The organism is Rhodococcus sp. ZPP, assembly GCF_017656075.1.
GTDB classification, from domain to species: Bacteria; Actinomycetota; Actinomycetes; order Mycobacteriales; family Mycobacteriaceae; genus Rhodococcus_F; species Rhodococcus_F oxybenzonivorans.
In genome coordinates, this window is sequence record NZ_CP058639.1 from 159,453 (window position 1) to 174,184 (window position 14,732).

15 protein-coding genes and 1 pseudogene are annotated in these 14,732 nt (G+C 64.7%); 6 read left to right on the forward strand and 10 right to left on the reverse strand.

The window, feature by feature from the left end:
- Positions 1-468 precede the first annotated feature (468 nt).
- Positions 469-1,806, forward strand: coding sequence for a DUF2254 domain-containing protein (locus HYG77_RS31990; RefSeq protein WP_208963677.1), 1,338 nt, complete (start codon positions 469-471; stop codon positions 1,804-1,806).
- A gap of 508 nt (positions 1,807-2,314) precedes the next feature.
- On the opposite strand, the gene HYG77_RS31995 is transcribed toward HYG77_RS31990, so the two are convergent.
- From HYG77_RS31995 to HYG77_RS32010, 4 genes are all read right to left on the reverse strand, one after another.
- Positions 2,315-2,755, reverse strand: a complete 441-nt coding sequence (locus HYG77_RS31995) for a WhiB family transcriptional regulator (RefSeq protein WP_208963678.1) — start codon at positions 2,753-2,755, stop codon at positions 2,315-2,317.
- A 632-nt stretch (positions 2,756-3,387) separates the two neighbouring features.
- Positions 3,388-3,633: a hypothetical protein gene (locus tag HYG77_RS32000; protein WP_208963679.1), complete on the reverse strand. Its 246-nt coding sequence runs from the start codon at positions 3,631-3,633 to the stop codon at positions 3,388-3,390.
- A gap of 101 nt (positions 3,634-3,734) precedes the next feature.
- A complete protein-coding gene (locus tag HYG77_RS32005; RefSeq protein WP_208963680.1) occupies positions 3,735-4,955 on the reverse strand; it encodes a globin domain-containing protein in 1,221 nt (406 codons plus the stop codon).
- 1 nt (position 4,956) lies between these two features.
- Positions 4,957-5,430: an Rrf2 family transcriptional regulator gene (locus tag HYG77_RS32010; RefSeq protein ID WP_208963681.1), complete on the reverse strand. Its 474-nt coding sequence runs from the start codon at positions 5,428-5,430 to the stop codon at positions 4,957-4,959.
- Positions 5,431-5,996: 566 nt separating this feature from the next.
- On the opposite strand from HYG77_RS32010, the gene HYG77_RS32015 reads away from it, so the two are divergent.
- Both HYG77_RS32015 and HYG77_RS40065 read left to right on the forward strand, forming a co-directional pair.
- Positions 5,997-6,329 carry a cupin domain-containing protein gene (locus HYG77_RS32015; protein WP_208963682.1) on the forward strand — a complete coding sequence of 111 codons (333 nt, stop codon included), beginning with the start codon at positions 5,997-5,999 and terminating at the stop codon, positions 6,327-6,329.
- An 11-nt stretch (positions 6,330-6,340) separates the two neighbouring features.
- A pseudogene (locus tag HYG77_RS40065) lies at positions 6,341-6,445 on the forward strand (oleate hydratase); the annotation flags it as partial.
- Positions 6,446-7,378: 933 nt separating this feature from the next.
- Here HYG77_RS40065 and HYG77_RS32020 read toward each other — a convergent pair.
- The gene (locus HYG77_RS32020; RefSeq protein ID WP_208963683.1) at positions 7,379-7,756 is read right to left on the reverse strand and encodes a serine recombinase; all 378 of its coding nucleotides are present in this window, start codon (positions 7,754-7,756) and stop codon (positions 7,379-7,381) included.
- A gap of 803 nt (positions 7,757-8,559) precedes the next feature.
- On the opposite strand from HYG77_RS32020, the gene HYG77_RS32025 reads away from it, so the two are divergent.
- Together HYG77_RS32025 and HYG77_RS32035 are read left to right on the forward strand one after the other, a co-directional pair.
- The gene (locus HYG77_RS32025) at positions 8,560-9,117 is read left to right on the forward strand and encodes a CBS domain-containing protein (protein WP_208963684.1); all 558 of its coding nucleotides are present in this window, start codon (positions 8,560-8,562) and stop codon (positions 9,115-9,117) included.
- 616 nt (positions 9,118-9,733) lie between these two features.
- Complete coding sequence (locus HYG77_RS32035) at positions 9,734-10,255, forward strand: DNA starvation/stationary phase protection protein (protein ID WP_208963686.1); 522 nt, start codon at positions 9,734-9,736, stop codon at positions 10,253-10,255.
- 757 nt (positions 10,256-11,012) lie between these two features.
- On the opposite strand, the gene HYG77_RS32040 is transcribed toward HYG77_RS32035, so the two are convergent.
- The 4 genes from HYG77_RS32040 to HYG77_RS40770 all read right to left on the reverse strand — a co-directional run bounded on the left by HYG77_RS32040 (position 11,013) and on the right by HYG77_RS40770 (position 13,322).
- A complete protein-coding gene (locus tag HYG77_RS32040; RefSeq protein ID WP_208963687.1) occupies positions 11,013-11,453 on the reverse strand; it encodes a WhiB family transcriptional regulator in 441 nt (146 codons plus the stop codon).
- Positions 11,446-11,733: a hypothetical protein gene (locus tag HYG77_RS32045; RefSeq protein ID WP_208963688.1), complete on the reverse strand. Its 288-nt coding sequence runs from the start codon at positions 11,731-11,733 to the stop codon at positions 11,446-11,448. Before HYG77_RS32045 ends, HYG77_RS32040 begins: the two co-directional genes overlap by 8 nt.
- Before the next feature lie 1,041 nt (positions 11,734-12,774).
- Positions 12,775-12,996: a hypothetical protein gene (locus HYG77_RS32050; RefSeq protein WP_208963689.1), complete on the reverse strand. Its 222-nt coding sequence runs from the start codon at positions 12,994-12,996 to the stop codon at positions 12,775-12,777.
- 197 nt (positions 12,997-13,193) lie between these two features.
- Positions 13,194-13,322: a hypothetical protein gene (locus tag HYG77_RS40770; RefSeq protein WP_280123329.1), complete on the reverse strand. Its 129-nt coding sequence runs from the start codon at positions 13,320-13,322 to the stop codon at positions 13,194-13,196.
- Positions 13,323-13,379: 57 nt separating this feature from the next.
- On the opposite strand from HYG77_RS40770, the gene HYG77_RS32055 reads away from it, so the two are divergent.
- Entirely contained in the window at positions 13,380-13,586 is a 207-nt protein-coding gene (locus HYG77_RS32055) for a hypothetical protein (protein ID WP_208963690.1), read from the forward strand.
- Positions 13,587-14,113: 527 nt separating this feature from the next.
- Here HYG77_RS32055 and HYG77_RS32060 read toward each other — a convergent pair.
- Positions 14,114-14,491 (reverse strand): serine recombinase, encoded by a 378-nt coding sequence (locus HYG77_RS32060; RefSeq protein WP_208963691.1) that lies wholly within the window; start codon positions 14,489-14,491, stop codon positions 14,114-14,116.
- Between the last annotated feature and the right edge of the window lie 241 nt (positions 14,492-14,732).

The following is a 14,732-nucleotide window of genomic DNA, read 5'->3' on the forward strand; positions in this document are numbered from 1 at the left end:
GCAGCCGCCGTGCGGGCGTCGAGTTCGGCCCGGTCAGTTGCCGGAAACCGGGTTCGGCGTGTCGACATCCGCGGACGACAGTCTCGTCCCCTGCCGATTCCCCCGCCCGGCGACTACGGAGTCCAGCGCACCTGCCGACGGGCATCGGCCACGCGAGACCCGCGTTATCCGGCGATCATCCGGTTGTGGGCGCCGGCACCACCGCCAGCAGATCCCACTCAGACCACCGATGCGACCAAATCAGACTTCAGGGCACACCACCGTTCTCGCACACAGGTGCAGGGCAAGCCCGCCGGCGATGCGACGTGGGGAAACTCGGCCCAGTCATCATCGGAAATGTTCGCGTCAGTCATCGAACTGTCTCGTGATCGATGGCTTCAGAGAAGAGTCGAGTCCGGCTCAACAGGATAGTCCGCCCCTGCGTCGCGCTCCCACGAACAAGCGCTGTCGCGAATACAGTGCAAGGCCATGACGCCTCGCCCCGCTCCGCTGCCGCGACTGCGGCTCGCCTCGGCCGTGTACCGGTTCCGGGAAAGCTTGTTCGCGCTGCCCGCGCTCATCGTCGTCGTCGGCGTTGTGGTCGCCGAGATCACCGCCCTACTCGATCGAACGGTCGAAGGCGCAGCTTCGGCCCCATGGACGGTGCAGATGCAGGCCAATGCGGCAACGTGGCTGCTCAGTACCGTCGCCGGTGCGACCATCACCACGGCCGGCGTGGTCTTTTCGCTGACGGTGGTGAGTCTGCAACTTGCGAGCAGCCAGTTCTCGCCGCGCGTGATGCGATCGTTCATCCGAGACCGTTTCAGTCAGACCGTCATCGGCATGCTCGTGGCGACGTTCGTCTTCTGCGTGTTGACCCTTCGCCACGTCACCGGAGACACGACCGCCCCCGCACCGAGCATCGCGATGACAGTGGCCCTCGCGCTCACGGTCGCGACGGTGATGCTGATCGTCGCTTTCCTCGACCGACTCGCCCATCGGCTGCAGGTCGGCGAGGTGATCCGCTCCATCAGCAACGAAGCGGACGCGGTGATCGGTGCGATGGTGCGCGCAACCGACCAGGAAGTTCCGGCCGGACCGGTGCCATTCGACGAACTCGGCGACGAGATCTCCGTTTTCGCCGTCCGCGACGGCTGGGTCTCACAGGCACCTGCCAAGTACATCCTGGGCGCGGTTCCCCCCTCAACGGTCGTCCGGCTCGAGACGCGCCCCGGCGCGTACATCCACAGCGGCGAGGTCCTCATGCGAGTCCGCCCCGCCCCGCCCGACCCCGACCGAGTCCAGGCCCGACTGCTCGCGACGGTCACCATCTCCGACGCCCGCACCATGCAACAGGACTTCGACTTCGGGCTGCGCCAACTCCTCGACATCGCGCTGCGCGCACTGAGCCCAGCGATCAACGACCCCACCACGGCCATCGAGGTCATCCTGCGCCTGGGCAGTCTCCTACGGAAAGCGCTCGTCGCTCCGGTGCAGCAGGTCTCGGTGCGCGGCCCCGGCGGACGGGTGCTGGTGCGGCCATGGCAACTGTCCTCCGACGAGTACATCGAGCACGCCTTCGACGAAATCCGCCGGACATCCGCCGACCAGGTGCACGTGGCGATCGCACTGATCAGAGTGCTGCGCATGCTCGTCGCCCACGTCCGCGCCGCAGGAAGACCCGAGCACGCACCCGCCCTCGAACGGCAGATCCGGATGATCCTCGATGGTGCCGCCGCCCAACCCGGCATCCATCCAGAGGATCTGTCGCTCCTGCAGACCATCGCCCGGTCCGCGATCGACCCCGCCGAGCACCGCCCCAACTGACTGCCCGGGGTGCCGTCGGCGGTCGACCTCCGCCGCCGCGAAGTACGCACTCTCGGTATGCAGGATGTCATTGGACTTTCCGCAGCTGGAGTTCGGCGATCGGCATGCATCCTCGCTGGTAGTACCGGACCACACAGCGCCGGCTTCACGTGCGCTGACGTCGATCGTCGCGCGCTCTGCGCCTCTCTAGCGGCCGCGTCGCGGAGTGTCCCGGTTGCTGTGCGGTGTGGGCGTTGGCAATTGCGGCTTGCAACTCTTGTCGCCACGGAGACCCGGGACCTGATCGACGAGTTGCGTCGCATGGTCCGTGACCACCGCCCCGACTACCCTCGTTTCGAGGTCTGCCCATCGCAGAGGGTGGCGAACGGTCGTGTCGGGCGTAACCGCTGAGTGTCGACGTGATCGTAGAAAACGGGCGGGGCAGTAATGGATCGATGTTCTCCAGAGGGACGGTAGTGCCCCATTCATGCTCGGCATGACCGGGTTTCGCCGGCACGCGCAGCGAAAGTTATTGGCAGACCAGTGGAATGTGTGTTGGGTGCTGGAATATGTTGCGGGTCGGCGATGGACTGCCGTCGAGGCGGGTGTGCTGTCGTGGGGTCGGCGCGCGAGGCGGGTGTGCTGTCGTGGGGTCGGCGCGCGAGGCGGGTGTGCTGTCGTGGGGTCGGCGCGCGAGGCGGGTGCGTCGTCGTGTGTAGCGGGCGCGGTCGGTCTCGGACATGCCGCCCCAGATGCCGTAGGCTTCGGCGGCGGTGAGGGCGTGGATGCGGCATTCGGTGAGCACGGGGCAGTCTTGGCAGATCTGTTTGGCGGCGTGTTCGCGCTGGGCGCGGACGTGGCCGCGTTCACCGTCGGGGGAGAAGAACATGTCGGTGTCGGTGCCGCGGCACGATGCGCGGCGCTGCCAGTCCCCGTCGAAGTGGACGTGGTGGTGCGAATGATCAGGCACGGGCGGGATGAGGCGCTTTCGGAGTCGGACATTGGACGATCTGGTCGGGCTGGCCGGCGCGGAATGGGTGCGGGCAGGGCAGGTGGTAGCCCGCCGGTCCACGCGGGGCCGTCGATATGGGGCACGTGGGTGGGCTTGGCTCCTCGCGGCGAAGGGAGTCGGACGGGGTGCGCACCCGCAGCGGCTTCCGAGTCATGGTGTGCGACACCACCCCTCTACCCATCGCGGATTCACTCTGGTGCCTGGGAAGACGCAGTCGGGCAAAACGATGGGACCAGGTCAGGGACTCACGGCCGCACCTCGTTCACAGTCGAAATGGCGGTGTGCGCTGATGCCTGGGCTCGACATCGGCGAATGGGAAGACGCCGTGTCCGGGATGGCTCCCCACCCTCGTCGCCGCGAAAACAGCTGGCGAAAGGGTGTGATGTTGTTGATAGCGACACACAGGTTGAGGGTTCAATGGAAATAAGCGGCATCACATCCAACGCCGTTGCCCCACGAGCGAGGTCAACCACCGCGGGGACGGCCCCCATCGGAAGCGTGGGCCATCCTCACCGGCGAGGACCTGGTCGGAGCAACGCGTCAGCCGGGGCCGAACACCGCCAGCTCGACGACTAGCACCGTGACGACCGTCATTTGCGGCGACCACCACACCTGTGGGCGGCATGTCGATGATGACTGCAACGAGCAGTATTGTCGCCCAAACGATCTCGATGCGATTTGACGACGCGGAACACGAGCCGGTCGATACCCAGTCCGACCCGCACCGGACCTCCGGGCGCCCGGAACTTCAGTGGCGTCTCCAGGAACGAGATCGCCAACACCATTCCGAACCACACGAAGGTCACGGCGGCCGCGACGGCCTGCGCGGTGGTCATCTGGTGTCCTTTGACTGTGCACTCGGCCGGCACACGCGTCGCCGCCGAGTCGAGCAACTCGGAACGCTGCACACTTCGAGCCGGGCTTGTTGGCGGCGCGCCTATGCCGGTGCGACTGCCCAGCTGTCCGGGCCGAAGACCTCGTAGTGGATGTTCTCGGCCGGCACCTGCTTCGCGAGTAGCGCCTCACGGATGCCGAGCATGAACGGCAGCGGACCGCACAGGTAGGCCCGGGTACCCGGTGCGATGGTGACCTCACCGAGGTCAGCGCGGCCTTCCCGAAGGTGGCCTTCGGGGCGGCGGGCGCCGAGGTCTTCGTACCAACGGTGCATGACCGCGAACGGCAGACGCTCCACCAGTTCGGTCAACTCGGCACGGTGCGCGTGGTTGCTGGGCGAGCGGTCGGCATGCAGCACCGAGATCGGACGGGAGTCCTCGGTGTCGGCGAGGTGACTGAGCATCCCCATCATCGGCGTGCAGCCGATGCCGGCGGAGACAAGGAGCAGCGGAGCGTCGTCGTCCTGAAGTACCAGGTCACCGAACGGCGTGGTCACGTTCAGCATGTCACCTTCGAACACGTTGCGGAACAGGAAGTTCGACACCTCCCCGGCCGGTATGACTCCGTCCGGCAGGCTCTGGGCGTCGACGCGCTTGACGGTGATGCGCCAATCATCGCTCGACGGTGCAGAGGAGAGGCTGTACTGGCGGATCTGCCGCGCACCGTCCGGGAGATGAACACCCACCGACAGATACTGCCCCGGAGCGAAGGACGGCAGCGCCGCGCCGTCCGCCGAGGTGAGCACGAAGGAGACCGTGTCGGCCGACTCGTGGCGCCGCTCGCGAACGCGCACCTGGCGCCACACATCGCCCACCGCGACACCCGCAGCCTGATAGAGACCGGCTTCCATCGAGATCAGCGTCTCCGCCATCAGCCAATACACCTCGTCCCAGGCCGCAGCGACCTCGGCGGTGACGGCGTCACCGAGCACCTCGACGATGGCAGCGAACAGGTGCGTGTGCACGATCGCGTACTGAGCGGGCTCGATCCCCAGTGAGGCGTGCTTGTTCGCGATCCTCGACAGGATGAGATCGACACGGGCCTGATCGGGCTCCAATTGGAGCGCCGCGAACGCGGCGATGGCGCCGGCCAGCGCCTTCTGCTGTTCGCCCTGCTGCTGGTTTCCGCGGTTGAACAGGTCACGTTCGAGTTCGGGGTGCGCAGCGAACATCTTGCGGTAGAACAGCGCCGTGATGTCCGAGATCGCGGCACCGACCACGGGCAGGGTGGCGCGGATCATCTCGGTCGAGGAGGGCGAGAGCATGTCATTCTCCGATCGTTGAAGAAATTTGGGGGTCGGTGCCGACCGGCCCGGGCAGGGCGAGCAGGACCGTTCGGGTGGGAGCCTGGGTGAGGTCTTCGATGGTGAGAGTGTCCAGTGACTCGAAGAAGGCTTCCTGGGCGCGGCGCAGCGCCGACCGCAGCAGGCAACCCGACCGCAGCGGACACGGATTGACGCCGTCGCATTCGACAACCTCCGCCTCTCCCTCGAGGCGGCGCGCGAGCCATCCCACCGAGGCGGTGCGGCCGAGTTCGGTGATGGCCAGGCCACCTCCGCGGCCGCGTCGTGCATCGACGATGCCGAGCTCGGAGAGTCGGGTGATCACCTTCGCCGCGTGCGCGTACGACACCGACAATTCATCGGCGATATACCGGCTGCCCGGGCGGTCACCGTCCGCGGCAACGGCGAGTCGCATGACGACCCGCAGTCCGAGGTCGGTGAACCTGGTGAGTTGCATGACCCGACCGTACGTTAATGCGCATCTCATATACCAATTATGTGACCGATGTTACGCGGCCGGGTGTGAGCGGAGGTCGGTACGGTCTTCTTCTCACGTGGCCGAGTGGCACGCTTCGCGGGAACCGGCGTCAGGCCGGTCACTGATTCGATCGCTGGACAGAGCAACCTGCCGGGCCTTTTCCGCCGGTGCCCGTGCCGTACCGCTCGGCGACGGCCGCAGTACCGGACGCCGCCTTGATCGCAGTCCTGCTCACTATCCTTGTCGTCGCCTCCGCCCCTCACGGTGGGGTTCGATTGGCGCCAATGCGGTATTGGACTCGATCGAGGAGTGCTTCTACCACCGCTACCGGGCGAGATCCCAGACATTGGACGCGGGCACCGGTATGAGTGCCGACCGGCCAATACCCCACTCCCCAGCCCCGTGTGGCGGAAAGAGACCGAGAGCCGGACTCGGTAGCGTGGACGGCAGAACCGCGAAGGAAGGAGCTGCATGGGGGCTTCTGAGGTGAGTCGGTTCATCCGGTGACTGGTGTGATCTGAAGACCCACGAGGAAGGCACGCAACATGGAGAAAATGTCACTGCCAGCCCTGGCGCGGCGGCAACTCGAGCTCGCAAGCACCGCGTCGAGCGGTCGCAGCGCTCGCACGATCTACGGGGGTCATGAGCACGTTCTGCGCCAAACCTTGATCGCACTCGCTGCGAGGCAAAGGCTCGACGAGCACGAAAACCCAGGCGAGGCGACTGTTCAGGTCCTGCACGGGCGGGTCCGGCTCAGTGCCGGTGAGAACAGTTGGGAGGGCTCGCCCGGAGACCTGTTGATCGTGCCCAACGCACGGCACTCGCTGGAGGCCCTCGACGCTGCCACAGTGTTGCTTACCGTCGCGAAGCTGGGTTAGGACCGACACCCATCCAGAAGATCTGCAAACGCGACCGTTAGCGGCAAAGTCGTCATGGGGGGATTGTCACGGCGAAGGACTCGAGCTGGCTCATGAGATGGGTGGTCAACCGGCAGCGCACCTCAAATTCGCCGAGAACCGCGCTGCGGATACCGGCAATCACATCATGACGCTGGAAGTGATTCAGCCGCGCGATTTTTCGCTCCCGTCGAAGGAATTTCTGACCGGGTGGTACACCCGAATGGGCTATCGAGGTGTGCGAATCGACGCACCCAACGACGTGTATCCGGCTCTGACGCCGCTGTTGAAGGTCCCCTGCGAGGTGGTCACTTATCGTAAGAACCTTCGTGCGTGACCGGTCGGTCACTGTCAACTAGAGGTCGCGTGGACAATCTGATAATCACATAAGCCTCATGCGTCACAAGCGACCTGGTGAACCGCGGAGGTCGAACCGGCGAAATCGCCGTCGGATTGCTCGAGTTGACAGTGCCCTCGAGCGAACCTCATTTGCGTGGTGGACCCAGGTGCTCGAACTCGCTCGGGCGATGGCCCGCCATGGCCATCGCCCGCCGCGACACCATCGAGGACCGCGGCCATCTGGCATTGCCCCGTTCGGCCACACCACCGCACTCCACATCCGACCCGGCGGCGATAACGCCGCGATCAACGGCGACATCCCTCATCACCGAACCCGAGCATCATGGTCGAATGGGCTTTCAACAAGGCTGAAACAGTGGCGCGCGGGTCCCCACCTGCTACGACAAAATCGCCCTCACTTACCCAGCCGGATTCCTCCTTGCGGGCATCGTCGAGTGGCTCAAACCATTAGGAAACATGGCCCAACTGGATTACCGAGAGTGCCCAATGGTTCGGTCTCCCGGGCCGTCTCAGAAGTGCCTGCAAGGCCGCGGTGCCCCCAATCCCTCCGGAGAGCAACCCCAGCAGCAGTGCCACATTGGTGTTCATGTAGACGTCCCTTCGGGTGTGGTGATGGTCGGAAATGTTTCGACGGGCTTGACCCCGTGGCGTAGCCGAATTGGGCGGAGCCTCTACTTCGCTGTGCCCGCTGTCGTCACGGATGCCTCTGCGAAAGTCCGCGGGCGCCGGCGCGACTTAGCGTCGCGAGCGTCGGCCTTGGACCGCAGAGGGTTGCCTGTCTTGGCCACACGGCGTCCGACAAGAGTCAACATCGGTCGTGGAATGCCGACACCCTTCACCGGCATGCCTGTCACATAACCTTCCTTGAAGAGATAGTTCGAGGCGTCGTACACCTCGTCGTCGCTGAGCGCCGACGCTGCCCACCCGACTGCTCCTCCGATGGCATCCGCGTCCAGAATCGGGCTGCGATAACCCTCCGTCGTCTTTGCAAGAAGCCAACGCAGGACAGCGTCACGAACCGCCCATTGACGATCGGTAGCTGCATTCACATTTCAGTCCTCCGGTAGATGTCGTTGATGCCTAATTGCACCATAGCCGTCGGCAAGGAATAGGCAAGTATCGAACTATTTTGCGCGTCTTGGGTTTTCGGAGCAGCACCCAGCTGTTGGCGCAAGACGGTTGACGCCGGCGCGGATGGGGCGCAGGGCATCTCGCGCGGGAACAGGCCGGTGACGACGTTCTGGCCGATCCCGTCGTCACCGTCGACGCTCTCCGAACGGCCCCTTTTGGGCGTGACTCGGTAGACGTGCCGTTCCCCTAATATGCCGCTGAACTGGACTTATTTCTTTTTTTGGGTATGGTCGAGGCCAGTTCGCGGTTGCCGATTCGGAAAGGACCGACAATGGCTGACAAGTCCGCCGTCAAGAGTTCAAAACAGTCTGCACGTGCTCTCAAGGAGCGCCGGGCGGAGAAGAGAGCGAAGGACCTCGAATCGACGCAGTTCATTCGAAAGCGTAAGAGCTGACGTCATCCTGGAGCATCGCCACCGCCCCGCCATCCTCGTCCCTGCCTGAGGGTTGGAATGTCGCATTCGAAGCTCGGCCAAGAGAAATGCCGACTCGCCCCATCACGGGACTAGCAATTTCGGGTTCCAGCTACTTGGGGTGAGGACCTCGCCGGGCTTCCCTCTCTTCCGCTCATATACAGAATCGAAAAAGGGCTCACGGAGCGCTGAAGAGTGTTCTGGAACACGGCGAATGTCATTGGTCCGCATCCGCGTGAGACCTAACGGGGGGCCAACTTCCGGCGCTCCTTAATCTGGGTGTCGGATCGACTGAAACGAGTGGTGACGATGCGAGTGTTGAACGTGATGCAGCGACCGGTTCGAGTGGTGCGCCAATCCGACAGTATGCGCACGGCCGCAGTGCTACTGGCCGAGTACGGGTTCGCGGCAGTGCCGGTGGTCGACGACCACGACCGCCTGGTTGGGATGTTGAACAGCGGAGACGTGTTGCGGGCTGGTACCGCGTCCTCGGAGACGGTGGGCGAGGTGATGACTGCACCCGCCGTTGCTGCGCCGCTGTATCAGTACTTGGCCGATGTGAGCCAGACGCTGCATCAGCAGGGACTACGCAGTCTGCCGGTCGTGGATATCGACGGGCGGGTAGTGGGCATCCTCAGCCGCAGTGACGTGGTGCGGTTGATGCTCAAACCGGACGAGACGATCGCCGTGGGCGCCCAACGCCGCCTCGACGACTACACCGGGGACGGGCGCTGGCGCGTCACGGTAGAGGAGGGCTGCGTCACCATCGCAGGCCAGTTCGAAGACGAATCCGAACGCCGCATCGCGATCGCGTTGAGCAAGACCGTACCGGGCACCCGCACAGTGTCCATTGCCGCCGGAAAATAGGCGTTGGGTCGCCGAGGCTCGAGCTATCAGGCGACGGCACACCGCGGTGATCACTGCACCGCCGCAACTCAGTGCGCGATGACGGTGTTTCGGCATCACCCTGACGGCCTGAGTGAACAGTCCGCGACCACGCCGACCGGTTGTGGCCGAAGGCACTCTGACCGCGGCTCCTGTCGAGACGCTGCACCGCACGCACGGCCCCTGCGCTGATAGCGGCCCGGAGGCCGAGAAAGAGAGAGAACGAGGAATGTATCGATCCCGCACGCCCGCCGCGGCAATCCACAGATCCTTCGCCCACGGCGGATCGATGAGCACCCGCCAGATCAAGGCCCACCTCGAGGTGATGTTCGCCGCCGAGACCGATCACAACGCCCGGCCCGGAAGCACCGGTTCAGTGCTCGCACACCGGCTCAGCGAGGCTGAGTAGAACACAGTTGTGCCTCTCGCAGACAGTGCCTGAGATCGCAGAGCGCCGGACACCCCGCAGCACGCGTGGGTACCGATCACACCGACGGGCACGGTCCCCCACCATGCCGACAGCACAATCCCGACGTCTCGGTCGGTACGACCGAAACAACGATCCCGAAACCGACCTACGACAACGACAGGAGCGACCATGACCCCCTCCCCCATCACCACCACCCTCGACGCCGAGCAGCAACGGATCGCCGGCAAGGCACTGCAGGGCACCGTCGTCGACCTGATCGACCTGAGCCTGATCGCCAAACAGGCCCACTGGAACGTCATCGGACCCCACTTCCTGGCGATACACCCTGCCCTCGACGAGCTAGTCACCATCGCACGCAATTTCACGGACGAGGCAGCCGAGCGGGCCACCTCGATCGGTGTCAGCCCGGACGGCCGCGCGGCCACCGTGGCCGCGGACGCGGTTACCGCGGGATTCGCCGAAGGGTGGACACCCGACGCCGATGTGGTCGAGACGATGGTCGCGAACCTGGCCGCCGTCATCGAGCGGTTGCGGGCCCGCATCGAGTCCACCGAGAAGGCGGACCCGGTCACCCAGGACCTGCTGATCGGCATCACCGCACGACTCGAGCAACTGCACTGGATGTGGCAGGCCCAGAGCGCGCAACCATCTGCCCAGCGCCGTCGGCTCGGACAGGTGCTCGTCGGATAGCTCCGTCAACCGCGCGAAACGAGGAGGCGGCCGCGATAAACGATCGGCACCGGTCGCCTCGGGCTCAGTGCCGTAACGCTCACGTTGCATGCCCAGCAGCTCCAGCACGCGAAGCCCGAGTTCGACGACAGTCATGCCGATCGGTTTCGGGCCATTCCATCGGCTGCGCCAGAAGGTGTTTGAGAACCCGAAATGGCACGCCTGCGCCTCCGAGAATCGGCTCCGATTCGGGCGGTGATCACCAGATCACCGACCCACGGGAGCCCACAATGTCATCATCGCCGATTTCGTTGTGCCCGGGAATATTGCGCGGTGTACTCGTCGTCGGTCACCGACGACGAGTGCGCCCCTCGAATCACGATTTTCCTGCACCAGCGGCGCGGCAGGTCTCGGGACGTGACCCGAGAAGTAGCGCTGCCGTTGAAAGTGAATGACATCCAGTACATCAGCGCGGTGGTACCGCGTGGTGGAGACTGCCGGGTGGAGTTCTGGTCAACCGGGACGGTGTGTCGCGGTCTTCGCTCGCAAAAAATCTGTGCACGAACCTCGCCCAGAAACTCATCCCAAGGGCCTGCGGATCTGGGTTCGACGAACACGTCTGCACTCGACGGGACACCGGAATCCGCACGATCAGGTGCAACCTACGGTACCCGTTCGCCTCTGTCGACGGTACGTGAAGCGCATGCCCCGGTGCTTCCTTGCCTCGCCGAACTCGTCCGACGGCGCAAATCCGCCCCGGTCCAGGTCGGCGTGGGTGTCACCCGGCGGTGGGGCGACCCCTCGACGCCCCACCGGTGTACGCACGGTCGGACGACACGGTGAATGCGGGCCGGCGTACTCCCGATGCAGCGCCAGCAGGTCGCTCATGGAAAGACGTGAGCGGTCGACGCTCACCGCGGCGGGCACGGTTAATGTGATTTCGTCGGTCCGACTCGGTCATGCCACCCCACACGCCGTAGGATTCACCCGCGGTCAGCGCGTGATCGCGACACCGCACCAGCACGGGGCACACCCGACAGATCTGCCGGGCCCGCGCTTCACGCCGATCGCGAGCGCCGCGCCGTTCGCCGTCCGGCGAGAAGAACACCGACAGAGCGGCGCCGCGGCACGCGGCACGCACCCGCCACTCACCAGAATCAACGGAGACCGCCACCAAGGGCGGATCCGTCGGGATCGAACCCGGCGGATTCCTATCCATTGACACCACCGCCGCCGGCGCGGCGCGGCAGATGCGCTGTTGCACGGGGATGTTGCTCACGGCACTTGCGATCCGCAGACGGCCGCGACAGGACCCGTACAGCTGCGGTGGTGACGCTGACGTGGCTACGGCGGGCCACATCGAGAAGAGCATCGAAGCCGGCGTCATGGCTACAGGCGCGCTGCTCGGCCAGGACTGCCGCCGCGGCGGACAGCAACTGCGCGTCCGCACGCTGCGGCGAAGGCCCTCGTCCGGGTACTGCGGAGGTGTCGGTCGGCATGAGAGTCCTTTCGCTGCATCGGATGGTACTGCGGGACAGGTGACGTCGGCGCGTGTGAGGCGATGTCTCGCGTCTCACTGTCGACGCCGCCTGGTATGGTCCGTCACTCCAGCTTCCAGGAACGGACACCCAGAGACCACCGGCCTTCACCTAGTCCTTACCTAGGTAAAGGCCGGTGTCGTGGATATGACCGTTGATGGGGTGCTCGGTCTTGTGTCGCGGACCCCGCAGGTCGGTGTAGCCGAGTGGCACGACACCGATACGCCCGCGTGTACGAGCGGTTCACTCGGGCAAAGGTGCGGATGACTCTGGTTGTGCAGGAGTGAATCGATGAAACCTCAGGTCGCGGCACTAGTTGACGCCGCTACCGATTGATCGGTCGCATTCTTTGGCCGAGCGGTGCCGATCGATGTGACAGTGTCCGTCGCAGTGTGTGGCCGACTCTGGCGCGCGGCACCCACTCCGAACAGTGCGCTGCACCCTCGCCGGGTCGATCGGGACGTTCTCGACCCGAGCGAGGAACCGGAATGGGAGCGCCCGATCGGCTGAATGAGCCTCCGGTCAACAAATCCAGCCGCGATGGCATGCACCACGGTCATCGGCAAAGGATAGGTATTTCGCCGAGTCATTCAGTGTCTCTTATTCTCTCAAGAAGAGCGTGCGGTGATGCACGAGGGTCGAGGTTGATGTGGTCGAGGTTGACGTGGTCGAGGTTGCGGTGCGCATCGACATCGGGTGTGCGCCAGATTTGGTGCCCACCGTCGCGGCGAACCTCCAGCGGGGCGTAGACCAGGTGTACCGCGCACACCAGGGTGCATCAGCTTCGACGGTGCGGGCAGCTCTCAAACGCAAGTTCGGCAGGGCGATCGGGACAACAGAAATCGAGGTCCTCGCCAGGTGCATCTCGGGAACACCCCGGTGATTACGTCCTCGTCCCCGTAGCGATCGGGCAGGCAGACCAGAGGAGAACCCGAGTGATCTGAGAGTCCGGATCTCCTCACCGCCACTCACGGTTGCAGCCTGTCCCTGGGTCGGACGCCCCTATGCGGCTGCATCCGGAAGACCAAAACCAAGAGCGGATTGGCGCCGATGGTAGTGATCAAACCTCGTCAGCGGCTGGCCACCGCCGAACACTTCGGCCGCCGGCACCTCGATATCGTCGCCATAGACGAAGTCCCCGGGGATCGCCTCATGGTGCACCTCGACGTCGTGCAGGGCCCTTCGACACCACGAGCCACTCTCCGCGCAGGCGGTGTTCGCCATCCTGGTGGGACCCTCAGTGCCGTGGGTCGACGAGATCGGCAAGGTCTGTGTCCGGGCCCGTACGCACCCGGCTGCAGGGATCTGCAAATGAAAGTGGCCGGCGACAGTAGCACCCGTACCAGGCCCAGCCCATCGCGTGATTGCTCACACGTATGTCCTTCTCGGCCCTTGATGGGCCTGGCTCCGAGAATGTTTGATCAGCCGCCGACGTGGAACACCGCGCGCCGGCCGCCATCGGCGCCGCGGCGCAACGCGGCCTGGACGGCGGCGGTGCCACCGATTCCGCCGGCGAGGACAAGTAACAGCAGGACGACATTGAGGTTCACGGGACAGGTCCTCCTCGGGGTGGGTCAAATGCGGCGGCCGGTGCGGATCGTGATGTGGTGGGGCTCAGTTCGCTCGCAGCCCGCGGGGCCGGCAACGAGGGCGAAGGGGTGTCGGCGTTGTCGTCAGCGAACATCGCGGCGAGTCGGGCCATGATCTCCGCGGTACTGATCGACCCGGCACCGGCGAGGGTCGACGGAATCCTGTGGTCGGGTGTCACACTCATGATGGACGATTCCCGCCTTCGTCTAGAAGTAATGGGTTGACACCTGAGTGCAATCGGTCAGATCACCAGCGGGCATGCAGTCACCCTACGAGAAGGCCGCGAAACCGTCACCGACCGTCACACCCTCACCAACGAACTACAACGTGCCCATCGCCGAACCACGCGAACGGCGACGGACAGGCGAAACTGTAAGTCGCTCTGCGCACCTCGGCCGATCCGTCCAGCACCCAGGCGACAATCTCCGGAGCACCCTTGTCATCCATCAGGTTCCAAAGTGAAACCTGCTATCGTTCCTGATTTTTCGGTGATCCGCCCTGGCGGCCGGCGCCGGTATACGGGCCAGGCCGTATACCGATCGCCGGCATCTGAAAAAGTCACTGATTCAGGTCGGGACCATCGCCGCAGAGTGCGCGTAGGCGGATACCCAAATCACGGACGCGACCGGGCTTGGCGTCCTGGTCGGTGTCGGCTTGGTGTGCCCCGACAACGGCGCATACCGCAACGGTTCCAAGCTCAACCCGTGCTCACGTACACATCGGCGAGTGACCGGCTAAACCATTCGCTCATTCACTCGACTACCACCGTCGTCGCGGATGTCTCTGCAAGCGGAGCCGGCAGACGCTGGCGCAACTTCGCTCGGTGAGCGTCGTCCTTGTGCTTGAGGGGTCTGCCTGACTTGGCAACCCGACGTCCCGCGACAGTCAGCATCGGTCGCGGAATCCCGATACCCATCACCGGCACGCCTGTCACATAGTTCTCCTTGAAGAGAAACATCGAGGCGTCGACCACTTCGTCGTGAGTGAGGGCCGAGGCCACCCACCCAACTTCCGCTCCGATGGCATCCGCGTCCAGAATCGGGCTGCGATAACCCTCCGTTGTCTTCGCGAGAAGCCAACGCAGAACAGCGTCACGAACCGCCCACTGACGATCGGTAGCTGCACTCACATTTCAGTCCTCCAACTAGATGCCATTATCGCTGCCCTGCACCATAGCCATCGGCAAGAAATAAGCAAGTCCGTAAAATCTTGCGCGCCTTGCACGCCGGAAACTACCGACGGACATCGCACGCGACCGCACCGGACGCCACTGGAGGTGAGAGCGTGCCTGATCGGGGAACAACCCGCCGACGCACCAACTGACCCCCTCGTCACGACCCGCGCATCACCGAACCGCCCCTGATCGGTCG